Source organism: Cellulosimicrobium sp. MI9406 (assembly GCF_040595865.1).
GTDB classification, from domain to species: domain Bacteria; phylum Actinomycetota; class Actinomycetes; order Actinomycetales; family Cellulomonadaceae; genus Cellulosimicrobium; species Cellulosimicrobium funkei.
Window position 1 is genome coordinate 542,191 of the sequence record NZ_JALIZI010000003.1, and the last position, 24,196, is coordinate 566,386.

A 24,196-nucleotide genomic window follows, 5' to 3' on the forward strand; every position below is an offset into this window, starting at 1 on the left:
GTCAGCACGACCGCGCTCGCACCGACACGCGCACGGGCACCGCGGCCACGCCTAGGCCGCGGGGCCGGGGACCTCCCCCGTGCCGCGGACGACGAGCCGCGTCGGCACCACGACGAGCCGCGGGGCGAGCTCCGGATTCTCGGCGCGGGACACCGCGAGCGCCGCCGCCTGCCGGCCCATCTCGACGACGTCGTACCCCACGACCGTCACGTGCAGGAGGTCCGCGAGCTCGAAGTCGTCGAAGCCGACGAGCGCGACGTCCGCCGCCCCGCCCGACGACTCGCGGTCGCGCAGGGCGTGGAGCGCGCCGACCGTGATCTTGTTGTTCGCCGTGACGAACGCCGTCGGGGGCTCGGGCAGGGCGAGGAGGTCCGCGACGAACACGCGCGCGAGGTCGGCGTCGTGCGCGCCGTCCCGCACGTACCGGCCCGGGTCCTCGACGCCCGCGGCCCGCAGCGTCGCGACGAACTCGTCGCGACGCTCCTGGAACGTCCACAGGCGCGACACGTCGCCCACGAGCGCGATCCGGCGGTGCCCGTGCGCGAGGAGGTGCGTCACGGCGTCGCGCACTCCCCCGCGGTTGTCGATGACGACCGTGTCCGCCTCGACGCCGCGCGCGGGGCGGTCGATGAACACGACCGGCAGGCCGTCCTCGAGCTCGCGGCGCAGGCCCGAGTGGTCCGTCGACGTCGGGGTGACGACGAGCGCGCCGACGCGGCGCTCGACGAGCGCCTCGGTGAGCGACCGCTCGCGCTCCGGCTCCTCGTCCGAGCTCGTGGTGATGAGCTGGAGGCCGTGGTGGCGGAGCTCGCGCTCGATGCCGCTGGCCAGCGCGGAGTAGAACGGGTTCGCGAGGTCGCCGGTGACGAAGCCGACGAGCCGCGACGAGCCGCCGCGCGCGAGGTCGGCGGCCACGGCGTTGCGCCGGAAGCCGAGCCGCTGCGCGGCCTCCTGGACCTTGGCGCGCGTCTGCGGCGCGACGTTCGGCTCGTCGTTGAGGACGCGCGACGCCGTCTTGAGGCTCACGCCGGCGACCTCCGCGACGGAGGCGAGCGTCGGGCGCCGGCCTCCGCGTCCGCCGTGCGGACGCGCCACGGCCGCCCCCGTCGGGATGTCGGGGACCACGACCCCGACCTCGCCCGGCGGGACCGTCCCCGCGCTCTCCCCCTGCATCACCATCTCAGACCTCCCGTCGACCACGAATCAGCATGTCGACGACGATAGCGAGCAGCAGGACCGCTCCGGTCACGATGTACCGCGTGGCCGTGTCGAGGTTGAGCAGCGTGAGCCCGTTCGCGATGGACTGGAGCACGAGCACGCCGAGCAGCGCCGACCACGCGCTCCCGCGCCCGCCGAACAGGCTCGTGCCGCCGATGACCGCGGCCGCGATCGCCGTCAGGTAGGTGTCCGCCGCGCCGGTCCCCTGGTTCGCCGCCGCGAGCCGCCCCGCGGCGAGGACGCCGCCGAGCGCCGCGAACGTCGAGCACGCGACGAAGCACGAGACGACCGTGCGGCGCACCGCGACGCCCGCGAGGAGCGCGGAGCGCCGGTTGCCCCCGACGGCGCGCACGGAGCGTCCCCACCGCGTGCGGCGCAGCAGCACGTCGACCACGACCACGAGCGCCACGAAGAGCACCACGGTGTAGCCGATCCCGCGCGCCGTCCCGAGGTACGCGACCGTCGCGACGAGCACCGCCGCGAGGACCGCCGTCCGGACCGCGACGCGGGCCAGGCCCGGGCTCGGCAGCTCCGCCCGGACGCGGCGCACGTGGTCGGTCACCCGCAGCGCGGCGTACCCCGCCACGACCACGACCACGAGGCCCCACGCGACCGCGGGGGCGAGGAAGCCCTGCTGGACCGTGCGCACGAGCCACGACTCGAACGGCAGGTTGATCGAACCCTTGGGACCGAGGACGCGCAGCTGCACGCCCGCGAGGATCAGGAGGCCCGCGAGCGTGAAGACGAACGACGCGAGCCCGAGGCGCGTGGAGAGCAGCCCGTACCCGAGCCCGACGACGACCCCGACGGCCAGCGCCGCGACGATCGCGATCCCGACCGGCCAGCCCAGCCCGACCGTCCCGACGGCGAGCACCGCCGCGGCGAGCCCGCTCACCGAGCCGACCGACAGGTCGATCTGGCCGACGAGCAGCACGAGCACGACGCCGAGCGCGATGATCCCCGTGGGGGCGCTCTGGAGCGTGAGGTTGACGAGGTTCTCCGCGGAGAGGAACGCGGGGTTGATCGCGCCGAGCACGACCCAGATGAGCACGAGCGCGGCGACGATCGGCAGCATGCCGAGGTGCGCGCCGCGCAGCTGCTGCACGACGGACCCGGACAGCGCGCCCGTCAGGGGCCGGTCGAGCGCCGCGCCCGAGGTGCGGCCGGGGACGCTCATCGGTGCACCGCCCCGGTGCCGCCCGTGCGCCGCTCGCGCTCGGTCCCGCCCGCGCTCCCGCTCGGTCCGCCCGGGCGCGCCGGGCGCACGGCGCCGGTCATCGCGGCGAGCAGGTCCTCGTAGGACGTGTCGCCCGGGAACTCGCCGTGCACGCGGCCGAGCCGCAGCACGAGGATGCGGTCGGCGACGGCCTGGAGGTCGCCCGCCTGGTGGCTGATGAGGACGACGGCGTGCCCGCGCTCGCGCAGCTTCTCGATGAGGTTGAGGACCTCGGCCGTCTGCCGGACGCCGAGCGCCGCCGTCGGCTCGTCGAGGACGAGCACGCGCGGCGACCCCAGGAGGGCGCGCGCGACCGCCACGACCTGCCGCTGGCCGCCCGAGAGCGTGCGCACCGGCTGCCGCACGGAGGGGACGGTCGCGGCGAGCTGGTCGAGCAGGCCCCACGCCTCGCGCTCCATCGCGATCTCGTCGAGGAACGGCCCGTGGAGGACCTCCTGCCCGAGGAACACGTTCTCGACGACGTCGAGGTCGTCGACGAGCGCGAGCTGCTGGAACACCGCCGCGATCCCGTGCTGGCGCGCGGCCGCCGGCGAGTCGAGCACGACGGGCGCGCCGTCGAGCAGCACCTCGCCCGCGTCGGGGCGGAACGCGCCCGCGACGACGCCCGCGAGCGTCGACTTGCCGGCGCCGTTGTCGCCCACGACGGCGAGGACCTCGTGCTCGCGCACCTCGACGTCGACGTCGACGAGCGCCCGGACGCCGCCGAAGCTCTTGGAGACCCCGCGCAGGGTCAGGACGGGGGCGCTCACGGTGCCGCCTCCAGGAGACCCGCGTCGACGCACGCGTCGACGTAGGACGGGGTGCAGATCTCGTCGACCGTGTAGACGCCGCCGTCGACGAGGACGCGCCGGACGTCGTCGACGCCGACCGCGCGCGGCGCGAGCAGGAGGCTCGGGACGCCGTCGATCACCACGGTCGCGCGCGGGTCCTCGCCGCGCAGCACCCGCACGGCGAGCTCGGCGGCCGTGCGCGCCTGCTCCGTCGTGGCTTTGTAGACGGTCATGTACTGGTCTCCCGAGACGACGCGCTGGACGGCCGCGAGCTCGCCGTCCTGGCCCGTCGTGGGCGGCACCGGGTCGAGGCCGGCGGCCTTCATCGCGGCGATGGCGCCGCCTGCGATGCCGTCGCTCGCCGCGAAGACGCCGTCGACGCGACCCGGGTACTGCGTGAGCTGCCCCTCGACCCACTCGGTCGCCTTGTCGGGGCTCCAGTCGGGCGTGTCGTACTCGGCGAGCACGTCGATGTCCTCTCCCTCGAGCGCGCGGTGTGCGCCGGCGGCGAGCTCCGCGGCGTTCGGGTCGGTCGGCGAGCCCTGGACGAGCAGGACGCCCGGCCGCCGGCCCTGCGCCGGCGGGTCCTGCTCCGCACGGTCGAGGACCGCGCCGACGAGCGCCTCCCCCATGAGGTACCCGATGAGCTCGTTGTCGAACGAGACGTAGTAGTCCGCGCCGTCGACGAAGCGATCGTAGGCGATGACGGGCACGCCGAGGCGCTGGGCCTCGGCGACGACGCTCACCGCGGCGACCGCGTCGACCGCGTCGAGCACGAGGACGTCCGCACCGCGGGCGAGCATCGACTCGGCCTGCTGCTGCTGGTTCGCGGCGTCCTGGGCGGCGTTCGCGTACAGCACCTCGCACGACGGGCAGCGCCGCTCGACCACCCCGACGAAGGTCGGGCGGTCGGTCGTCTCGTAGCGCGCGGTCTTGGCCTCGGGCAGCAGGAGCCCGATGGTCCCCTCCGACGGCCCGGCGGGCTCCTCCGGCGGCGCGCAGCCCGCGAGCGCGAGCAGCGCGACGACGACGGCCGCGACAGCCGTCGTCACCGCGCCCCGCGCACGACGGCGGGCGCTCCCCCGGCGAGCCCCGTCCCTGCTCATGCGCTCACCCCCAGGGAGCCGCTCACGCGCGCGAGGTCGAGCGCGACGGCGAGCGCACCGCGTACCTCGGCGGCCGACCCGAGCTCGGACGCGACGACCTCGACCGGGCCGGCCGTGCTCGGGACCGTGCGCTGCTCGAGCGCGGTGCGGAGCGGGCCGAGCAGGGCCTCGCCCGCCTCGGCGAGCTGCCCGCCGACGACGACGATCTCCGGGTCGACGAGGTTGCACAGGTTCGCGGCCGCGACACCGAGGTGCTGCCCGGCGTCGAACAGGACGCGGCGGCAGCCCGGGTCCCCCTCCTGGGCCCGCGCGATGACGTCGCGCAGCGTGAGGTGGCCGCGGCTCTCGGAGAGCATGGACAGCAGCACGCCCGCGCCGACGTACATCTCGAGGCAGCCGCGGTTGCCGCACCGGCACACCGGGCCGTTCTCGTCGATCGTCACGTGCCCGATCTCGCCCGCGACGCCCGCGCGGCCGTGCACGACGCGCCCGCCCAGGACGAGACCGCCGCCCACGCCGTGGGACACGCGCAGGTAGGCGACGGCGTCGTGCCCGACGGCCGCCCCGAACCGGGTCTCGGCGAGGGCGCCGAGGTTGGCGTCGTTGTCCACCGTCACGGGCGCGCCGAGCTCGGCCTCGAGCAGCTCGGGGACGACGACGCCGTCCCAGCCGCGCATCATGCCGACGGTCGCGATGCGCCCGGCGCGCACGTCCACAGGGGCGGGCACCCCGACCCCGACCGCGAGCAGCTCCTCGGGAGACGCGTCGACCGACGCGACCATCTCCCCCACGAGGAGCGCAGCGCGCTGGAGGCCGGTGTCGGCGCGGTGGTCCGGGGCGAGCGGCATGCGCTGGTCGGCGAGCACGCGCATGGACGCGTCCGCGAGCGCGACGCGCATCGAGCGCGTGCCGAAGTGCACCCCCGCGACGAGCCCGAGGTTGCGCGCGAGGGTCACCTGGAGCGCGCGCCGCCCGCTGCGCGTGGAGGGCGAGGTGTGCAGGACGCCCGCGCCGGTGAGCTCCTTGACGATGTTGGAGACGGTGGCCGGGGACAGCCCGGTGACGCCGGCCAGCTCGATCTGCGTGAGGGAGCCACGCTGCTGGACGGCGCTCACGATCCGGGCTCGGTTGGCCTCACGCAGTGAAGTCTGCGAGCCCGGTGTCACCCGGTCAGCGCGCACGTCGGTCAGGATACCGCCGGGACGCGCGCGCCCAGGTGGGGCGCGTCGTGCTGCCGGTGGGGGCGCAGGGCTCGACAGGAATTGGACAGCGCTGTCAGAATGATATCGGCCGCGCGGCGCTCGGCCTTGAATCCATGCCTTGACGCGAACATCACGATTCGGCGTCGCTTGTGTTCATTTCTTGACATCAAGCGTCGGCCGCCGTTGTATGGGCCTCGGGTTCGAGGGCGCACCGATGCGCCCGGCCGGTGCGACGTGGTCGTCCGCCGGTCCCCCACGACCGAAGAAGGCGTAGGGATATCACGATGCGAATCGATCGCAGGACGAGCGCGACGGTGGCGACGGCCGCCCTCGTGGGTCTCGCACTCGCCGCGTGCAGCGGCGGTGGTTCCGGTGACGGGGGCACCGGTGACGGTGGCGCTTCGGGGGGCGGCGACGAGGTCGAGGTCTTCACCTGGTGGGCTGCCGGCTCCGAGAAGGCGGGTCTCGACGCGCTGGTCGGCGTGTTCGAGGAGCAGCACCCCGACGTGGAGTTCATCAACGGCGCGGTCGCCGGCGGCGCCGGCTCGGCCGCCAAGGACCTCCTCCAGTCCCGTCTCCAGGCGCAGGACCCGCCGGACACGTTCCAGGCGCACGCCGGTGCCGAGCTCCAGGACTACATCGACGCCGCGCAGATCGAGGACGTCTCCTCGCTCTACGACGAGTTCGGCCTCACCGACGTCTTCCCGGCCGACCTCGTGGACCGCCTCAAGTCCGACGACGGCGCGATCTACTCGATCCCGTCGAACATCCACCGCGCGAACGTGGTCTGGGCGAACCCGACGGTCCTCGAGGCCAACGGCGTCGACCCGGCCGCGACCTACGCGGACCTCGACGCCTGGATGGCGGACCTCGACAAGCTCAAGGCCGCGGGCGTCACGCCGCTGTCGGTCGCGACGACCTGGACCCAGGTCAACCTCCTCGAGACCGTGCTCCTCGCGGACCTCGGGGCCGAGGGCTACAACGGCCTGTGGGACGGCTCGACCGACTGGGAGGGTGCCGAGGTCACGGCCGCCCTCGAGGACTTCGAGAAGCTCATGAGCTACACCAACACCGACCGTGACGGGCTCGACTGGCCCGAGGCGACCCAGATGGTGATCGACGGCAACGCCGCGTTCAACGTCATGGGCGACTGGGCCGTCGCGGCGTTCGAGGAGCAGGGCAAGACGCTCGGCACCGACTTCACCGCGTTCCCCGTCCCGGGCACCGACGGCGTGTTCGACTTCCTCGCCGACTCGTTCACCCTCCCGGTGGGCGCCCCGCACCCCGACGGCGCCAAGGCGTGGCTCGAGACCGTGGGCTCGCTCGACGGCCAGGTCGCGTTCAACAAGGCCAAGGGCTCCATCCCGGCTCGCACCGACGCCGACCCGGCCGACTTCTCGGAGTACCAGCAGACGGCGATCGAGTCGTTCGGCAACGACACGATCGTCTCCTCGCTCGCGCACGGCGCCGCCGCCCCGGTCGCGACGCTCAACGCGATCTCCGACGCGACGAGCAAGTTCACGTCGGGCGGGTCCGACCTCGCGACCTACCAGTCCGAGCTCGCCGCCGCCGCAGCGCAGGGCTGACACCGCTCCGCCGGAGCCGCCGCGCGTCGTCGGGCACGTCCCGACGGCGCGCGGCGGACCCGCGCGGCCGGAACACGTCCCCGGGACGCCGGCGCTCCCCCGCGCCGCGGCCCACGCCCCCACGACCGGGAAGACCCACCATGCTCAAGTCACTGCGACGCGCCGGCCCAGCGCTGCTGCTGCTCGCGCCCTCGCTGATCCTCGTCGGCGTGTTCGTCTACGGCCTGATCGGCGCGAACTTCAGGACGTCGATCACGGACAACCACACCGCGGCACAGGCCACGGGCCAGACCCCGTCGGTCGTCGTGTGGTTCGAGAACTACACGGCCCTCCTCGGCAGCGAGGCGTTCCAGCACTCGCTGAAGAACCTCGTGCTCTACACGGTGGTCTTCCTCGCCGGCACGATGCTCATGGGGTTCCTGTGGGCGTGGATGCTCGACAAGCCCGTCAAGGGCGAGGGGATCTTCCGTTCCGTCTACCTGTTCCCCATGGCCGTGTCGTTCGTCGCGTCCGGTGTCGTGTGGCGCTGGCTGCTCAACTCGAACCAGGGCGAGCAGGCGAGCGGCCTCAACCGGCTGTTCCAGATCGTCGGGCTCGACTTCCTGCAGAACAACTGGTGGAACAACGTCACGTGGGGCATCACGGCCATCGCGATCCCCGCGATCTGGCAGCTCTCCGGGTACGTCATGGCGCTGTTCCTCGCCGGGTTCCGCGGCATCCCCGACGAGCTGCGCGAGGCCGCCCGCATGGACGGCGCGAGCGAGTGGAAGCTCTACCGCCACGTGCTGTTCCCGCAGCTCTCGCCCATCGCGCTCTCGGCGCTCATCATCATCGGGCACATGTCGCTCAAGGCGTTCGACCTCATCATGTCGATCTCGAAGCCCGCGAACTACCAGACCAAGGTTCCGGCCGTCGACATGTACGTCTTCAAGTCGAGCTTCGACTACGCCAACGCGGCAGCCGTCGGCTCGATCCTGCTGATCATCGTGGCCGTCGTCATCGTGCCTTACCTGATCCGCACCAACCGTCAGGAGAAGCGATGACGACCACCTCGACGCCGGCCGTCCCCGCCCCCGACGTCGTCGGCACGCCGCGCCGGCCCGCGCGCCGCACGCCGCGCGAACGCTTCTCGGTCGGCCGCACGCTCAAGTACGCGGCGCTCGTGCTGTTCCTCGTCATCGTCCTCATCCCCGTCTACGTGCTCTTCGTGACGAGCTTCAAGGGCGCGGGCGACGCGTCGCCGGCGCGCGCGTGGTCGCTCCCGCAGACGTGGACGACGGAGAACTGGCAGACGGCGTGGACCGCGCTGTCCCCCGCCATCTGGCGCACGGTGCAGATGGTCGTGCCGTCCGCGATCATCGCGGCCTTCCTCGGGTCGCTCAACGGGTTCGTGCTCTCCCGCTGGTCGTTCAAGGGCGCGAACATCGTCTTCACGCTCATCCTCTTCGGGATGTTCATCCCGTACCAGGCCGTGATGATCCCGCTCAACCAGCTCGTGCTGGGCCTGGGCATCCCGAGCGGCGTGCCGTCGCTGATCCTGCTGCACGTCATCTACGGCATCCCCATCACGACGCTCATCTTCCGCAACTACTACATGACCGTGCCGCACGAGCTCGTCGAGGCCGCACGCGTCGACGGCGCGGGGATGCTGCGCACCTACTGGTCGATCATCCTGCCGATCTCGATCCCGAGCTTCGTGGTCGTGCTCATCTGGCAGTTCACGTCCGCGTGGAACGACTTCCTCTTCGCGGTGTTCTTCTCCTCCAGCCAGAACGGCCCCGTGACGCTCGCGCTGAACAACCTCGCGAACGGCGCGCTGCTGCAGAACTACGGGGTCTCGATGGCCGGCGCGCTCTTCGCGTCGCTCCCGACGCTGCTCGTGTACATCGTCCTCGGCAAGTACTTCGTCGGAGGGTTGATGTCCGGTTCGGTCAAGGGCTGACCCGACCGACCGCCCACCGCGGTCCCGGGGCCCGTCGGGGAGCATGGTCACCACCACGCTCCCCGACGGGCCTCCGTGCGTCCCCGCCCCCCGGCTTCACCCGCGGCAGTTTCGCCGAACCTCTGGACTCTGTCAGACAGCGCTGTCAGGATGGCGGGCACCGGCGCTCTGCACCCCCGCACCCGCACCCGCACCCCGCGCCGCACCGCCGTCCACGGCGGACCCGCTCCCGACGACGACGACGAGAGACCCCCACCATGACCCGATCACCCGCCCGGCCCCCGGCCGCGCGCCGCGCGCGGCGCCGCACCACGACCGCCGTCCTCGCCCTCGCGACGGCCGGCTCCCTCCTCCTGGCCCCCGGGACCGCCCAGGGCGCGCCGGCCGCCCCGCCCGCGGCCCCGGCGTCGACCACGGCCGATGCCACGCCCGCGTACGGCGCCCCCGACGCGACCGCCGCCGACTACTACGGCGCCCTGCTGCGGCACACCCGCTGGGTCGAGACCGTCTGGGACGAGTCCGCCGGGGTGTACCAGCTCAAGGACTTCAACTTCGCCGTCGTGCTGGGCAACGCCGTGCTCCTGACCCACGGCGAGTACGACGCCGAGCTCGCGGGCGTCTCGGAGGAGACGCTGCGCGCCCGCACGCTCGCGACGATCCGGCACTACGCGGCGACGAACCGGTTCGTCGACCCCGCGGGCACGTGGGGCAAGAAGCTGTTCTGGGACTCGACGTTCCAGTCGTACTTCCTCGCGGCCGGGACGCTGCTGTGGGACGAGCTCGATGCCACGACGCAGGCCAACCTCACGACGATCGCGACGGGCCAGTCGAAGTACACGGCCGACCTCGACTTCGGCAAGGACCCGCTCTCCGGTTCGTGGACCGCCGACTGGCCGACGGGCAAGCACGAGGGCGACACCGCGCAGGAGGAGGTCGGCGTCTACACGCAGGCCCTCGCGCCCGGCCTCGCGTGGGCGCCAGACGACCCCGACGCCGCGCGCTGGGCCGAGCAGCTCGGCGACTGGGGCCGCAACGCGGCGGGACAGCCGACGGCCGACCGGAACAACCCGGCCGTCGTGGCGGGCAAGCCCGTGTCGACGAACACCATGCAGACCATCCACGACACGTACCTCGTGGAGAACCACGGGTCGTTCGGCCCGCACTACCAGTCCGACATCTGGCGGTCCGGTGGGCGCAACGCGATCCACTTCCTCCTGCGCGACGAGCCGCTGCCGGAGATCCTCACGCACCAGCCCAACTCAGCGGAGCTGTGGGAGTCCATCAAGCTCGTCATGTCCGACGCGGGCGAGCCGTTCATGCCCATGGTCGCCGACCGCGAGTTCCTCTACGGCCGCGACGCCATCCCCATGGCGTTCCTCGGCCAGGTCCTGCGCGACCCCGACGCCGCGCGCGCCGAGGCGAACCTCGCCGCCGCGCTCGAGGACTACCAGTCGTACGCGCCGGTGTACCGGCTCGCGAAGTTCTCGGGCGAGCCCAAGTACGAGCCCGAGGCGCGCGCGGAGATCGCGATCTCCTACCTCCTGCACGTCGAGGCCGCCGAGTCGCCCGAGGGCCCCGTCGAGCCGACGCCGCAGGACGAGTTCTTCGAGCGACTCGCCGGCGTGCGCGACTTCGGCGCCGGGCCGGGCCTGACCGTCCAGCAGACGGCGGACGCGTGGGCCGCGGCGTCGAGCCGCAAGGGGTTCGTCAAGTTCCCCTGGGTCCCCGCGCACGACTCGTGGCTGTTCCACGTCTCCGGCTCGACCCCGTTCCTCTACCCCACGACCGGTGCCACGGTCGACGAGCGGCACGTGACGACGTACACCGGCCCGCGCGACGGCTTCGAGGGCACGTCGTCGGTGTTCCGGGTCGGCGGCGGGTACGCGGGCCAGGCCACGCTCCCGACCGGCGCGGCCGTCTACGCGTCGACCGGGGCGGGCACGGAGGACGCCAGCCTCTCGGTCCGCAACCTCGCCATGAACGGCTACTCGGGCCTCGACGGGTCGCGCACCTACACGACCGCCGAGGGCGAGACCACCGCGACGCTCCCCGTGACGCGTCCGGCCGACCCCGCGGACGCGAAGGCCGCGCGCGTCGACGACCTGTCGTTCGCGCCCGTCACGGCGCGGTACGTCCGGCTCCTCGGGCAGCAGGGCCACCCGCAGTACGGCTACTCGATGTTCGCGTTCCACGCCTACGGCGACGAGCGGTCGACGACCGACCTCGCCGCCGGGAAGGTCGCGACAGCGTCCAGCCAGGACACGGCGGGCGGCCGCACCGCGGCGCGCGTGACCGACGGCAACCCGTCGACCCGCTGGGCCGTCGCGGTCGGCGAGCGCACGCGTCCCGACTCGTGGATCCAGGTCGACCTCGGCGAGGAGACCACCGTGGGCGGAGTGCGGTTCGCGTGGGAGGCGAGCGCGGGCGCGCGGTACCTCGTCCAGACGTCGACCGACGGCCAGACGTGGACCACCGCGACCGCGTACGGCAAGGCCCCGGCGGACGTGAACGTCGCGCGCCTCGACACCGTCGACCTCACCCCGGAGGGCGCGGACGAGCCCGCGCCGGTCACCACGCGCTACGTCCGCATGCAGGGCGTGCGCGGCGACGCGGCCTACGGCTACTCGCTCTACCACCTGCGCGCCTTCTCGCCCACGGGGACGGACGTCGCCGCGGGCAAGCCGGCCACCGCGTCGAGCGCCAACGGGTCCAACCCCGCGAGCGCCGTCACCGACGGCTCCGCCACGACGCGCTGGGCGGTCGCGGTCGCGGACCGCACGAAGCCCGACTCGTGGGTCCAGGTCGACCTCGGCGCGCCCACCGCGGTGAGCCAGGTCCAGCTCGGCTGGGAGGTCGCCGCGGGCCAGGAGTACCGCGTCCAGACGTCGCTCGACGGGCAGACGTGGCACGACGCCGCGTCGTTCCGGTACACGGGCGACCAGGTGCTGCGCAGCGAGGGCGACTGGCTCAACGTCGAGGGCGAGGCCGGGTTCGTCGTGCGCGGCTCGGACGCCCCCGTGACCGTCTCGCGCGCGACCGACACGCGGCACGTCGTGCGGCTCACCGACGGCGCGACCGGGCCCCGGCTCGTCGAGATGGTCCCGGGCGACGCCGCGGCGACCGCCGCGCAGGCGGGCGCCCGCGTACCGACGTCCGAGGACCCCGCGGTGCTCGTGAGCGCCGTCGACGGGTACGTCGTCGCGTTCAACCTCACGGGCGCCGACGTCGCGACGACCCTCACCGTCCCGCACGACGGCGGGGCCGTCCCGGTCTACGCCGGCACCCAGACCGTCGGGGCGGACGCCTCGACGCTCGCGGTCACCGTCCCCGCGGGCGACGCCGTCGTCCTCGCGCCGCGCGCGACGGTCGCCACGCCGGCCGGGCAGGCTCCCGCGGGGGTGACGGTCGCCGTCGACGACGCGCGCTCGTTCCGAGTCACCGGCGACGGGTCGCCGGTCGAGCTGCGCCACGCCGAGACGGGCGCGACGCGCACGGTCGGGGCGACGCCGTCGGGCACGCGGGTCACCCTCCGGGACGCGACGCCGTTCCCCGTCGCGGACCGCGCGCTGAGCACCCTCACGTTCCCCGCGTCCGTGCTGCCCGAGGGCATGACGTCGCCGTCGCTCGCCGTCGACGGCGACGCCGCGACGGCGTGGGTCCCCGGGCCGGACGGCCGCATGGTCACCGACCTGGGCGCGCCGCGCGAGATCGGTACCGTCGTCGCCGCGTGGGAGCGCGGCGGGGCGCCGGAGTCGGTCGTCTCGGTGAGCGACGACGGCCTGACGTTCACCGACGTCGGCACGCTCGGCGCCGGTGACGCGCGCGGCGCGCTCGCCGTGGACCGCACGGCCCGGTACGTCGCGCTGAGCACGTCGTGGCGCGACGGCGACCCGGGGCTCACGGCGCTGCGCGTGCTCGCGCCCGGCGCCGCAGACCCGGCGGTGCACCCCGGGGTCGCCGTGACGGCGACGGCCGAGGTGCGGTGCCTCGCGGGCAAGGCGTACGTGGCGGTGCGCGTCGTGAACGACGACGACGTCCCGCTCGACGTCGACGTCGCCACCCCGTGGGGCACGAAGAGCTTCCCTGCGGTCAGCCCGGGGAAGAACGCGTACCAGTCGTTCGCCGTCCGCGGGGCCACGACCGGCCCCGTGACCGCGACGGCCGCGCCGTCCGACGACGCCGACGAGCGCGAGACCGTCGCGACACCGGAGCACGGCCAGCCGACCTGCGGCTGACCGTCCCGGTCCCCCGGACCCGGGGTCGTGCGCCCGCCCGGGGCGCGCGGCCCCGGGTCCGTCGTGTCCGGCGCCCGCGTCCCGCGTGGGCCTGCGTCGGGCCCGGGTCGGGCCCGGATCGGGCCTGGATCGGGCCCGCCAGGTCGGGACCTTCGGCCGGTCCGGTGCAGGGCCTCGCGAGGATACGTTCGAGGTCCTGACGGCACCGCCGCCGGGAGGTCCGGACCGCCGGGCCGTCGTGGTCCGAAGGAGCCGCCGATGACCCGCCCCGGCCTCGTGGTCGCCGGACTGGACCGGCTGTCCGTCACGGACTGGCCCGGCCGACGGGTCGCCACCGTCCTCACCCAGGGCTGCCCGTGGCGCTGCGGCTACTGCCACCACCCGGGGCTGTGCGCGGTCGCCGCGCTCGGCGGCCCGCCGCCGCAGGACACGGTCCCCTGGTCCGAGGTCGTCGCGTTCCTCGCGCCGCGCCGTCGCCTGCTCGACGGCGTCGTGTTCTCGGGTGGCGAGCCGACCCTGCACCCCGGGCTGCTCGGCGCGATCGACGACGTGCGGGGCCTCGGCCTCGACGTCGGGCTCCACACGGCCGGCCCGTGGCCGGCGCGGCTCGCCCGGCTGCTGCCGTTCGTCGACTGGGTCGGCCTCGACATCAAGCACCTGCCGTCCCGCTACCCCGTCGTGACGGGCACGATCCCGTCGGGTCGGCGCGCGTTCGAGGCGCTGGCCGTGATCCTGCGCTCGGGCGTCGACCACGAGGTGCGCACGACCGTCGACCCGAGCGTGCACTCGCGCACCGAGCTCCTCGCGCTCGGCACGCACCTGCGCCGCCTCGGCGTGCGCGAGTGGGTGCTCCAGGAGGCCGTGCCCGACGGCGCGTCCCCCGCCTGGGCGCGCGGCCTCGCGGGCCGTCGCCTCACCGACGTGCTCGACGCGACCGACCTCGCCTGGGCGCGGCGGCGGGTCGCCGCCTGACGTCGCGCCGCGGGTGCGCGGGCTCGGCCCCTCGCACCCGACGGCTCGATCGGGCGTGCCGGCGCCGCGCGGGCCCGCCCGTCAGACCGGGCGGACCGGCTGGCGGAGCACGGTGCGCAGCCTCGCGGGGTCGGTGCGCCGGACGTCGCTCAGGTAGATCTCGTGGTGGGGCCCGGCGAACGTGAGCCCGTGCTCGGGCAGGTAGACGTCGTGCAGCTCGGCGAGCACCGGTCCTTCGTCGTCGTACGGGCCGACGTGCAGCGTCTGCACCGACCGCCCCTCCGTGAGGCTCGTGCGGCGCACGAGGTCGAGCGCGACCGGGGGCTCCTTCTTCGCCCGGAGCGTCTCCGTGGCGGCGACCACCGTGTCCTCGTCCACCCAGTCGGGCTGGAGGACGAGGAGGGTCCACCGCCACGCGCCCTTCTCGCGGCGCACGAACGTGCCCGGGTCGTCGGCCGTCCACAGCCCCTCGAGCGGCCCGACGACGTAGTCCCGCCCCGCCCGCTTGCTCGCAAACTTCACGGCGTAGGACAGCGAGAACAGCGCTTCGACCGCCTGCGCGTAGGCCGGCGCCGTGTTGGGATCGCCCTCGCCGTCGACGGCGAGGTAGGCCAGGGTCGGCACGTCGACCTCGACGAACCGGCCGCGGGGCGGCGCGTAGAGCTCGCGGTGGAACGCCTTGAGGTCGACCTTGTCCGACGGCATGGTCCGACGCTACCGGGGTCCCCCGACACCCGAGCACGCCGCCGGACGTCCGCGCACGATCCTCGTCCGGCTGGTATCCAGGAGGGATGACCTCCCCGCCGCCCCACCCCCCGCACGACCCGCGGCGCGGTTCCCCGTACGGCGGCTTCTCGCCGGGCCCGCCGTACCGCGCGCACCCGCCGCAGCCCGCCAATCCCCCGCAGCCCACCTACCCGCCGCGTCCCGGGTACCCGCCGCCGCGGTACGCACCGACGCCCCCGCCGCCGGCGTCCGCCTTCACACCGAGGTACCGACGCACCGCCTGGGTGCTCATCTGGGTGCCGGTCGTCCTCATGGTCGCCGCGGGCGCGCTGAGCATCGGCCTGCTCGCCTACGCGGACAGCGACCCGTCGAACAACTCGGCCGCCGGTTACCTCGCCCTGATGATGTGGGCCGCGATGCTCGTCGTCGGGCCGCTCCTGCTCGGGGCGTTCGTGCCGGGCTGCGTGATGCTCGCGCGCTCGAACCGGGCACGGGCGCTCACGCAGGTCACCGGCTACCGGCCGCCGGCCTGACGACGGGCTCCGGGTCGGGCCGCGCGGCAGGCGGGGTCACGTAGTCGACGACCGCCCGCACGACCTCGGGGTCGCGCAGCAGCCGGTGGTGCCCGAGCCCGTCGGTCGTGAGCAGCTCGCCCTCGGGCCAGGCCGCCGCGAGCGCGGCACCCACGGGGTACGGGACCTCCTTGTCGGCGCGGTCGTGCACGACGAGCGCCGGCGGCACCGGGTGGGTGCGCAGCGTCTCGCGCACGTCGAGCTCGGGCAGCGGGCGCCCGGCCAGGTCGGAGAGCCGGCTCCGGAGGAGCTCGCGCGTCGGGCGCGACAGGCCCAGCAGGTCGGCGAACCCGTCGAGCTGCCCGAGGACGTCGGCGATCGCCGCGACGAGCACGAGGCGCCCCGCGGGCAGGCCGTCGCGCACCGCGAGCACGGTCGTCGCTGTACCGAGCGAGTGCGCGACGACGGCCGTCGCCTCCCCGTGCTCGCGCACCACCGCGGCGAGGGCGTCCGCGAGCTCGGGCATCGTGCTGCGCCGCGGCCCGAGGCGGCCGGGCCCGGAGTCCCCGTGGCTCGGCGCGTCGAACGCGACGACGCGGTGGCCCGCCGCGCGCAGTGGCTCGACGAACGCGCCGAGCTGGCCGCGCCGCCCGCCCCACCCGTGCGCGAGGTAGACGACGCCGGCCCCCGCCCCGTGTCCCGCGGTCCCGTCGGGCGCGTCGTCCGCGGAGGCGTGCGGGTCCCACGTCTCGACGACGACCCGCGCGCCGGACGACGTCGTCACGGTGCTCAGCGCACCGGAGACGGCGCGGTCGTCGCGGCGACGACCCGCGCCGTCGGGCGGGGTGCACCACAGGTCGAGGGCGAGCCGGGCGGCCCGCCGGGGCGACACCGTCTGGAGCACCGCGAACCGAGCGCGCACGAGCGCGAGTCGAGCCGCAGCCTTCCGACGGCGCGCAGCGCGCCGTCGTTCCAGGCGAACGGTCGTGCTTTTCTCGGCTTGCGAGGTGGTCACGAGGATCCTCTCCGTCGGGGTGGGTCGGGTGCGGGGCAGGCGCTCAGGCGACCGGCACCGGTGCGCGCGACCCGTCGAGGAGCGCCTCGAACGCGCGACGCGCCCGGTCCTCGGCCAGCGGGTCGGCCATGAAGACGTGCGCGTGGTGCAGCGCGAGCATCACCCCGTACAGCTCCGACGCGAACTGCTGAGGATCCACGTCGTCGCGGAAGCCGCTCTCGGCGACGCACGTCCGGTAGACCTGCGCGACGGCGTCGTACAGGTCCTGGTGGTCGCGCACGAGCTGGTCGCGGACCGGCCCCTCCTGGGCGGCGAGCTCGGTCGCCGCCTTGACGAACAGGCAGCCGCCGGGCTGCTGCCGCAGGTCGCACACGAGCCAGCGCTCGAACAGCTCGCGCAGTCGCCGCTCGCCGCGGGGCGTGCGCAGCGCGGGCGCCACGACCGTGTCGACGAACTCCGCGCGCGCCTGGTCGAGCACCGCGAGCTGGAGCGACTCCTTGGAGCGGAAGTGGGCGTAGAGCCCGCTCTTCGACATGCCCGTGGCACGCGCGAGCTCACCGATCGTCAGGCCCGCCAGGCCGACGCGGTACGCGGCCTCCACGCCGCGGTGCAGGATCGCCTGCCGCGTGTCGTCGCCCTTCGTCACCCGGCGAACGTAGCACGATCGTGCGGAAACCGGGAGGGCCGGTCGCCCGGACGCGGGGTCACGAGACGCGCGGGAAACGACGAACGGCCCCACCCGTCGGGTGGGGCCGTTCCGCTGTGCGCCCGGAGGGATTCGAACCCCCAACCTTCTGATCCGTAGTCAGATGCTCTATCCGTTGAGCTACGGGCGCTGGTCGTGCTGGCCGTTGATCGCTCACCGGCCGTCGAGAACACTACCGCGTCCTCGCCCTGATCCCAAACCGGATCCGGGCCCGGAGGCCGCGGCGTGACGGACGCCACGCCGTCCGACCGTCGCCGCACGAACGACGCCGCACGGTCCCCCCACGGTCGGACCCGGGCCGGGCGACGTCCCGTCCCCAGCCCGACGCGGCGGCACCGCTCCCCGGCGGACGATCGACGCATGACGTTCACCGGCCCCACTCCCGTCCCCGGCGGCTCGCCCCTCGTCGCGAGCGCGCTCACCAAGGTCTACGGCTCCGCGCAGACCGCGACGCACGCCCTCGCGGGGGTGAGCCTCACGGTCCGCCCCGGGGAGTCGCTCGCGATCATGGGCCCGTCCGGGTCCGGCAAGACGACGCTCCTGCACTGCCTCGCGGGCATCATCACGCCGACGTCCGGCTCGGTGTCGTGGCGCGGCGAGGACGTCGCGACGCTCTCGGAGGCGCGGCGCACGATCCTGCGCCGCCAGGACTTCGGCTTCGTCTTCCAGTCGGGCCAGCTCCTGCCCGAGCTGCCCGCCGTCGAGAACGCGGCGCTGCCGCTCATGCTCGCCGGCACGGCCCGCGCGGAGGCCACCGCGGTCGCCGCCCGCTGGCTCGCCCACCTCGGCCTCGCCGGGATGGAGCAGCGCCGGCCGGGCGAGCTCTCCGGCGGGCAGGCGCAGCGCGTCGCGATCGCGCGTGCCCTCGTCGGGTCGCCGGGCGTCGTGTTCGCCGACGAGCCGACGGGCGCCCTCGACCAGTCGACCGGCGCCGAGGTGCTCGACGTCCTGACGCGCGCGACCCGCGACTCGGGTGCCGCGCTCGTCGTCGTGACGCACGACGCCGGCGTCGCGCGGCACTGCTCGCGCACGGTGACGATGCGCGACGGGGTCATCTCCGGCGAGTTCTTCGCGCCCGGCCACGACGTGGCCGCCCCGGCCGTCCCCGGTCAGGAGAACGCCCGATGAGGACCGTCGACCTCTGGTGGCTCCTGCGCCGCCGCAGCGCCGACGAGCGCGACCCGCAGGGCCTGACCAACGTGCTCGCCGTCATCGCGTTCGCCACGACCACCGCGATCCTGCTCGTCGTCGTGGGCGGGTTCGGGGCGTTCCTCGGCCGCGCGGGCGGGATCGAGGGCATGCAGGAGGGCGTGGACGCGGCCGTGACGTCGTACGACACGCAGTACCCGATCTTCGCGGGCATCGCCTCGCTCCTGCTGCTCATCCCGCTCGTGACGCTCGGCGGGGCGGCCGCGCGGCTCGCCGTCGCGCGCCGCGACGCGCGCCTCGCGGCGCTCCGGCTCGCGGGCGCGACGACCGGCCAGGTCACGTCTCTCACGGTGCTCGACGCCGCCGCCCAGGCCGTCACGGGCGCGCTCGTCGGCCTGGTCGGCTACGGCGCCCTCCTGCCGCTCGTCGCGCAGCTGCGCTTCCAGGGCCGCACGTTCGACGTCGCCGAGCTGTGGGTCGGCGTGCCCGCCCTGCTGGGCGCCGTCGTCCTCGTGGTCGCGGTCGCGCTCGTGTCCGCGCTCGTCAGCCTCCGGCGCGTCGCGATCACGCCGCTCGGCGTCGCCGCGCGCGTCACTCCCCCGGGCCTCAAGGCGGTGCGCCTGCTCGCGACCGGGCTCGCGGCCGTCGCGATGATCGTCGCGACCAACCTGTCGTTCGGCTCGGCCGCGGTGGGGATCACCGTCGTCGTCGTCATCCTGCTGATCGGCTTCGCGACGCTCAACCTCGTCGGGCCGTTCGTCATCTGGGTCGTCGGCAGGATCACCGCCGGCTCCGCGCGCCGCGTGCCCACGCTGCTCGCCGGGCGGCGGATCGTGGACAACCCGAAGACCGCGTGGCGGTCCGTGGGCGGGGTCGCGCTCGCGACGTTCATCGCGGGCCTCGCGAGCATCTTCGCGCTCTTCGACCCGGGCATGGCGTCCGACCCGGCGGAGGCCCAGTTCCTCGTCGACATCAAGACGGGAGGCTTCCTCACCCTCGCCATCGCGGGCGTCCTGGCCGCCGTCTCGACGGGTGTCATGCAGGCGGGCCGGGTCATCGACCAGCGCGGCGAGTACCGCACGCTCGTCCTCGCGGGCACCGACCTGCGGACGCTCGACCGGGCGCGCTTCCGCGAGACGCTCGTGCCGCTCGTCGTGAGCGTGGGCGTCTCGACCGTGGCGGTGCTGCTGTTCATGGTGCCCGTCCTCGGCATCAACGCCTTCACGAACGCGAGCGTCGCCCTGCAGTTCCTGCTGTGCGTCCTGGGGGCGTCCGCGCTCGTGCTCGCCGGGGCGGGCGCGTCGCGGTTCGTCGTGCGGTCGGCGCTCGCGACGACCGGTACGGCGTAGGGCACGGCCCACGGCGCAGGGCCGACGCCGGGGCGTCACGCAGGGCCGGTGACGGCGCCGGGGCGGCAGGGGCTCGGCCACGAGCCCGGCCGCCCCGCCCGCGCGTCGGGCGGTGCAGGCCGCACGATCCCGGGCAACAGAAAAGGCCCCGGGTGCGTGCACACCGAGACCTTCCTGAGCGGAGACGGAGGGATTTGAACCCTCGAACGGGTTGCCCCGTTACCACCTTAGCAGGGTGGCGCACTAGACCTGACTATGCGACGTCTCCTCGCAGGACTCTGCGGAGAGCCTGCGTCGCCCAGGGTACAAGGGCGTCGCCACCAGACCAAACCGCCGGCCCGACGGCGTCCCCTCCTACCGCTCGAAGGTCCACTCCCGGTCGGTGAGCATCCGCGCGACGGCGAGCCCGATCGCGAGCGCGACGATGACCAGGCCCGCCTCGACGGCGTAGGCGAGGGCCTGCGCCGTCGCGCCGGTGTTGAACTCGTACACCGCCCGGTACGCCGTGACGCCGGGGACCATGATGACCACGGCCGGGACGGACACCGTGATGCGCGGGACGCGCAGCGCGGGCGCCACCGTCGCCGCGAGCAGCCCCACGAGCAGCGCCGCCGCCGCGGCGGCCGCCTGCGGGACGACGTCGGCGTCGACGAGGAGCAGGCGCCCCACGTTCGCCACCATGCCGATCGAGGCCGCCCCGAGCGCCATCGCCCAGGGGCTGTTGAACATCAGCGCGAACCCGAGCACCCCGAGGAAGCTCGCGACCGCGCGCAGGCCGAACAGCAGCGGCTCCGCGAGGACCGGTGCGGGCACCGGGTCCGGGGCGAGGCCCGCGGCAGCCGAGACGCCCCACACCGCCAGCGCCGCGGACGCGAGGATCATCAGCGCGTACGTCACGCGCGCGACGCCCGCCGAGAAGTCGAGCTTCGCGAGGTCGAGCGCGCCCGTCACGAGCGCGAACCCGGGCACGAGGAACAGCACCGCCGAGACGTACCCCGCCTCGTGGCCGCCCTCGACCCCGGCCAGCGCGGAGAGCCCCAGCACGAGCCCCAGGTACGCGACGCTCGCGACCGCGGCCGCGAGCATCGTCACGCCGAACTGGTTGATGCCGCGGTGCAGCATCGCGCGCCGGACGCCCTGCCCCAGCGCCGCCGCGACGAGCACGGCGCCGCACTCGACGAGACCACCGTGGTTGAGGAACGCGAACGCGGCGCACGCGATCCCCGCCCACAGGGCGTTGAGGAGCGCCCCGTAGAGCGGCGGTCGGCGCGCGATCCGGTCGAGCTCGGCGTCGACCTCGTCGAGGTCGGCCCCCGCCGGCAGCGTGGCCGAGAAGCGCTCGAGCTGCGCGAGCCGGTCCGCGTTGATCCCGATGGAGCGCACCTCGGTGAGCTCCGTGCGGAAGATCGGCCCGCGGTACGACGTCGCGGTGATCTCCGTCAGCGTCACGTGCGCCGCGATGCGGTCCAGACCCAGCGCCCGGGCCGCGCGCGTCATGTGCGACTTCACGCGGTAGCTGCCGGTGCCCGCGGACAGCGCGAGCCGACCGATCCGCAGCACGGTGCCCGACCGGCGGATGAGGTCGACGGGCTCGAGACCGGCTTCGTCGGCCGGGGAGGGCTCAGGCGTCACGACGCCATGATCCCGTACCGTCCCGCGCCCGGCACTCGCCGAAGGTCCCGGACCTCCCGGCCAGAGCCCCGCGCCGTCGTGACGTACCGTCTGCCCATGGCCGCCGACGTCCTCCACACCGCCCCCGCCGACGTACCCGGGCGCGGTGGCCCGCGCGTCCCGACCGACTTCGACGTGCTGGTGGTCGGCTCGGGGTTCGGCGGGAGCGTCACCGCCCTGCGCCTCACCGAGAAGGGCTATCGCGTCGGCGTCCTCGAGGCGGGCCGTCGCTTCACCGACGAGGAGCTCCCCCGCACGTCGTGGCGTCTCCGGTCGTTCCTGTGGGCACCCGCCCTCGGGTGCTTCGGGATCCAGCGCATCCACCGCCTCCGCGACGTGCTCGTCCTCGCCGGCGCCGGTGTCGGCGGCGGCAGCCTCGTGTACGCGAACACGCTGTACGAGCCGCTCGACGACTTCTTCACGGACCCCGCCTGGGCCGACGTCGCCGACTGGCGGACCGAGCTGGCGCCCTGGTACGACCAGGCGCGCCGGATGCTCGGCGTCACCACCTACGCCGGGCGCACCCCCGCGGACGACGTCCTGGAGGACGTGGCCCGCGAGACCGGGGTGGGCGACACCTTCGTCAAGGCGCCGGTCGGTGTGTTCTTCGGCCGAGGCGGGACGCGGGAGCCGGGGGTCACCGCCCCCGACCCCTACTTCGGCGGGGCCGGGCCCGAGCGGCGCGGCTGCACCGAGTGCGGCGCGTGCATGACGGGGTGCCGGGTCGGTGCGAAGAACACGCTCGTGAAGAACTACCTCTACCTCGCCGAGCGCGGCGGCGCCCAGGTCGTGCCGCTCACGACCGTCACCGAGGTGCGGCCCGTGCCCGACGGCGCGGGCGGCGTCGTGCACGAGGTCCTCACCCATCGCTCGGGGCGCCCCTGGGCAGGACGGCGGCGCTACACGGCACGGCACGTCGTGCTCTCCGCGGGGGCGCTGGGCACGCAGAGACTCCTCCACGCCATGCGGAACTCGGGGCGCCTGCCGGGGATCTCCGAGCGGCTGGGACACCTCACGCGCACCAACTCCGAGGCCCTGCTCGGCGCCACGGTCCGGCGTCGCGACCACCGGCGGCGGTCCGACGCGCCCGACTACTCGCGCGGCGTCGCGATCACGTCCTCGTTCTACCCGGACGCCCGGACCCACGTCGAGCCCGTGCGGTACGGGAAGGGATCGGGCGCCATGGGGCTCCTCCAGACGGTCCTCACGGACGGCGGTCCGAGCCGGTGGCGCACCTGGCTGCGCGAGCTGTGGCGCCGACGTCGGGACCTGCCGGCGATGGCCGACCTGCGCGGCTGGTCGTCGCGGACGATCATCGCGCTCGTCATGCAGAGCCACGACAACTCGCTCACCACCTCGCTGCGGCGCGGATTCCTCGGCCGCAAGGTCCTCACGTCCCGCCAGGGGCACGGCGCGCCCAACCCGACCTGGATCCCGGCCGGGAACGACACCGCACGGCGCATGGCCCGGCGCATGGGTGGCATGCCGGGAGGGACCGTCGGCGAGCCCTTCGACGTCCCGATGACGGCTCACATCCTCGGCGGGTGCGCGATCGGCACCTCGCCGCGGACTGGCGTGATCGACCCGTACCACCGCGTCCACGGCCAGCCCGGCCTGCACGTCATGGACGGGTCCGCGGTGAGCGCGAACCTCGGGGTGAACCCGTCGCTCACGATCACGGCGCTCGCGGAACGGGCCTGCGCGCTCTGGCCCAACGCGGGCGAGGAGGACGTGCGCCCGCCGCTCGGCGCTGCGTACGCGGTGCTGGGCCCGGTCGCACCGCGGCACCCGCTGGTCCCGGCGCACGCCCCGGCGGCACTGCGCCCGGCGCGCGTCAGGCCGGGACGGAGCACGGCTCCCGACCCGGCCTGACGGCACGGCTGGCGGAGGGCGAGGGATTCGAACCCCCGGTGCGTCGCCGCACAACGGTTTTCAAGACCGTCACATTAGGCCGCTCTGTCAGCCCTCCCGGCGAGCCATTGTGGCACGCCCCGCCCGTGCACGACGACGGCGGGCCGACCCGTGGAGGGCGGCCCGCCGTCGTGCGGTGGCGCGGGGTGCGGGAGCGGTCAGGCCGCGCCGCGGAGCTGGCGCATCGCGAGCTGGACGAGCGCGATGAGCGTCTGCTTCGTCGCCGCGCGCGAGCGCGCGTCCGTGTAGAGCATCGGCACGTGCGGCGGGATCTGCAGCGCCTCGCGGACGTCCTCGAGCTTGTGCTTGGCCACGCCGTCGAAGCAGTTGACGCCCACGACGAACGGGATGTTGCGCGACTCGAAGTAGTCGATCGCCGGGAAGCACTGCTCCAGGCGGTCGGTGTCGACGAGCACGACGGCGCCGATCGCGCCGCGGACCAGGTCGTCCCACATGAAGAGGAAGCGATCTTGGCCCGGCGTGCCGAACAGGTAGAGCCACAGGTTGCCCGGCAGCGAGACGCGGCCGAAGTCCATCGCGACGGTCGTCGTCGTCTTGCGGTCGGACACGCCGCCCGCGTCGTCGACGCCCACCGAGTGCTCCGTCATCGCGGCCTCGGTGTTGAGCGGCTCCACGTCCGAGATCGAGCCGATGAACGTCGTCTTGCCGACGGCGAAGCCGCCCGCGACGACGATCTTCACGACCGTCGGCGCCGTCCGGGACGCCGGCGCACCCCCGGGCTGCGCCGCCGCGGCGGGCGGGGCCACGGGCGCTGCCGCGACCGGACGCGCGGGGGCCGCCTGCTGCACCGGGGCGACCGGCTGAGCGGGCGCCTGCTGAGCGGGCGCCACGGGCTGCGGGGCGGCCAGGGGCTGCGGCGCGGTGCGCG

General features: G+C 74.5%; 19 protein-coding genes and 3 tRNA genes. 9 read left to right on the plus strand and 13 right to left on the minus strand.

The genetic code is table 11. The features are described 5' to 3' along the window. Positions 1–51 precede the first annotated feature (51 nt). Genes MT994_RS08035 through MT994_RS08055 form a run of 5 tightly spaced genes read right to left on the minus strand, consistent with a single transcriptional unit; the run spans position 52 to position 5,446 of the window. A complete protein-coding gene (locus MT994_RS08035; RefSeq protein ID WP_206158449.1) occupies positions 52–1,179 on the minus strand; it encodes a LacI family DNA-binding transcriptional regulator in 1,128 nt (375 codons plus the stop codon). 1 nt (position 1,180) lies between these two features. Next, positions 1,181–2,395: an ABC transporter permease gene (locus MT994_RS08040; RefSeq protein WP_076403700.1), complete on the minus strand. Its 1,215-nt coding sequence runs from the start codon at positions 2,393–2,395 to the stop codon at positions 1,181–1,183. Next, on the minus strand, positions 2,392–3,204 hold the full coding sequence (locus MT994_RS08045; RefSeq protein ID WP_354805829.1) for an ATP-binding cassette domain-containing protein: 813 nt from the start codon (positions 3,202–3,204) through the stop codon (positions 2,392–2,394). Before MT994_RS08045 ends, MT994_RS08040 begins: the two co-directional genes overlap by 4 nt. After that, entirely contained in the window at positions 3,201–4,331 is a 1,131-nt protein-coding gene (locus MT994_RS08050) for a substrate-binding domain-containing protein (RefSeq protein WP_354805830.1), read from the minus strand. Before MT994_RS08050 ends, MT994_RS08045 begins: the two co-directional genes overlap by 4 nt. Then, complete coding sequence (locus MT994_RS08055; RefSeq protein WP_081599862.1) at positions 4,328–5,446, minus strand: ROK family transcriptional regulator; 1,119 nt, start codon at positions 5,444–5,446, stop codon at positions 4,328–4,330. Before MT994_RS08055 ends, MT994_RS08050 begins: the two co-directional genes overlap by 4 nt. Before the next feature lie 371 nt (positions 5,447–5,817). Here MT994_RS08055 and MT994_RS08060 point away from each other — a divergent pair, with 371 nt between their 5' ends. From MT994_RS08060 to MT994_RS08080, 5 genes are all read left to right on the plus strand, one after another. Next, positions 5,818–7,119, plus strand: a complete 1,302-nt coding sequence (locus tag MT994_RS08060; protein ID WP_021482622.1) for an ABC transporter substrate-binding protein — start codon at positions 5,818–5,820, stop codon at positions 7,117–7,119. A 140-nt stretch (positions 7,120–7,259) separates the two neighbouring features. After that, complete coding sequence (locus tag MT994_RS08065) at positions 7,260–8,162, plus strand: sugar ABC transporter permease (RefSeq protein WP_354805831.1); 903 nt, start codon at positions 7,260–7,262, stop codon at positions 8,160–8,162. Continuing rightward, complete coding sequence (locus tag MT994_RS08070) at positions 8,159–9,061, plus strand: carbohydrate ABC transporter permease (protein ID WP_074805223.1); 903 nt, start codon at positions 8,159–8,161, stop codon at positions 9,059–9,061. Before MT994_RS08065 ends, MT994_RS08070 begins: the two co-directional genes overlap by 4 nt. 257 nt (positions 9,062–9,318) lie before the next feature. Next, entirely contained in the window at positions 9,319–13,296 is a 3,978-nt protein-coding gene (locus tag MT994_RS08075) for a discoidin domain-containing protein (protein WP_354805832.1), read from the plus strand. A gap of 258 nt (positions 13,297–13,554) precedes the next feature. Beyond that, positions 13,555–14,268: an anaerobic ribonucleoside-triphosphate reductase activating protein gene (locus MT994_RS08080; RefSeq protein ID WP_043657556.1), complete on the plus strand. Its 714-nt coding sequence runs from the start codon at positions 13,555–13,557 to the stop codon at positions 14,266–14,268. Between the two features lie 81 nt (positions 14,269–14,349). Here MT994_RS08080 and MT994_RS08085 read toward each other — a convergent pair whose 3' ends face one another. After that, a complete protein-coding gene (locus MT994_RS08085) occupies positions 14,350–14,973 on the minus strand; it encodes a GyrI-like domain-containing protein (protein WP_354805833.1) in 624 nt (207 codons plus the stop codon). An 86-nt stretch (positions 14,974–15,059) separates the two neighbouring features. On the opposite strand from MT994_RS08085, the gene MT994_RS08090 reads away from it, so the two are divergent. Next, positions 15,060–15,527 carry a hypothetical protein gene (locus MT994_RS08090; RefSeq protein WP_354805834.1) on the plus strand — a complete coding sequence of 156 codons (468 nt, stop codon included), beginning with the start codon at positions 15,060–15,062 and terminating at the stop codon, positions 15,525–15,527. Here the strand turns inward: MT994_RS08090 and MT994_RS08095 are convergent. The 3 genes from MT994_RS08095 to MT994_RS08105 form a co-directional block, all read right to left on the minus strand. Continuing rightward, positions 15,502–16,428 carry an alpha/beta fold hydrolase gene (locus MT994_RS08095; protein ID WP_354805835.1) on the minus strand — a complete coding sequence of 309 codons (927 nt, stop codon included), beginning with the start codon at positions 16,426–16,428 and terminating at the stop codon, positions 15,502–15,504. The genes MT994_RS08090 and MT994_RS08095 overlap by 26 nt on opposite strands. Positions 16,429–16,564: 136 nt before the next feature. Continuing rightward, a complete protein-coding gene (locus MT994_RS08100) occupies positions 16,565–17,167 on the minus strand; it encodes a TetR/AcrR family transcriptional regulator (RefSeq protein ID WP_031316900.1) in 603 nt (200 codons plus the stop codon). A gap of 117 nt (positions 17,168–17,284) precedes the next feature. After that, positions 17,285–17,357: transfer RNA gene (locus tag MT994_RS08105), tRNA-Arg, on the minus strand. Positions 17,358–17,587: 230 nt separating this feature from the next. Here MT994_RS08105 and MT994_RS08110 point away from each other — a divergent pair. Both MT994_RS08110 and MT994_RS08115 read left to right on the plus strand, forming a co-directional pair. Next, positions 17,588–18,355, plus strand: a complete 768-nt coding sequence (locus MT994_RS08110) for an ABC transporter ATP-binding protein (RefSeq protein WP_168946263.1) — start codon at positions 17,588–17,590, stop codon at positions 18,353–18,355. Then, complete coding sequence (locus MT994_RS08115; protein WP_354805837.1) at positions 18,352–19,725, plus strand: hypothetical protein; 1,374 nt, start codon at positions 18,352–18,354, stop codon at positions 19,723–19,725. The genes MT994_RS08110 and MT994_RS08115 overlap by 4 nt, the downstream gene beginning before the upstream one ends. A 179-nt stretch (positions 19,726–19,904) precedes the next feature. Here MT994_RS08115 and MT994_RS08120 read toward each other — a convergent pair. Together MT994_RS08120 and MT994_RS08125 are read right to left on the minus strand one after the other, a co-directional pair. Then, a tRNA-Ser gene (locus tag MT994_RS08120) sits at positions 19,905–19,993 on the minus strand. A gap of 86 nt (positions 19,994–20,079) precedes the next feature. Further along, entirely contained in the window at positions 20,080–21,357 is a 1,278-nt protein-coding gene (locus MT994_RS08125) for a threonine/serine exporter family protein (protein WP_144681633.1), read from the minus strand. Between the two features lie 96 nt (positions 21,358–21,453). Here MT994_RS08125 and MT994_RS08130 point away from each other — a divergent pair, with 96 nt between their 5' ends. Continuing rightward, entirely contained in the window at positions 21,454–23,268 is a 1,815-nt protein-coding gene (locus MT994_RS08130; RefSeq protein WP_354805839.1) for a GMC family oxidoreductase, read from the plus strand. Positions 23,269–23,277: 9 nt separating this feature from the next. Here the strand turns inward: MT994_RS08130 and MT994_RS08135 are convergent. After that, positions 23,278–23,365: transfer RNA gene (locus MT994_RS08135), tRNA-Ser, on the minus strand. A gap of 100 nt (positions 23,366–23,465) precedes the next feature. Next, complete coding sequence (locus MT994_RS08140) at positions 23,466–24,074, minus strand: ATP/GTP-binding protein (protein WP_194522867.1); 609 nt, start codon at positions 24,072–24,074, stop codon at positions 23,466–23,468. Positions 24,075–24,196: the final 122 nt, after the last annotated feature.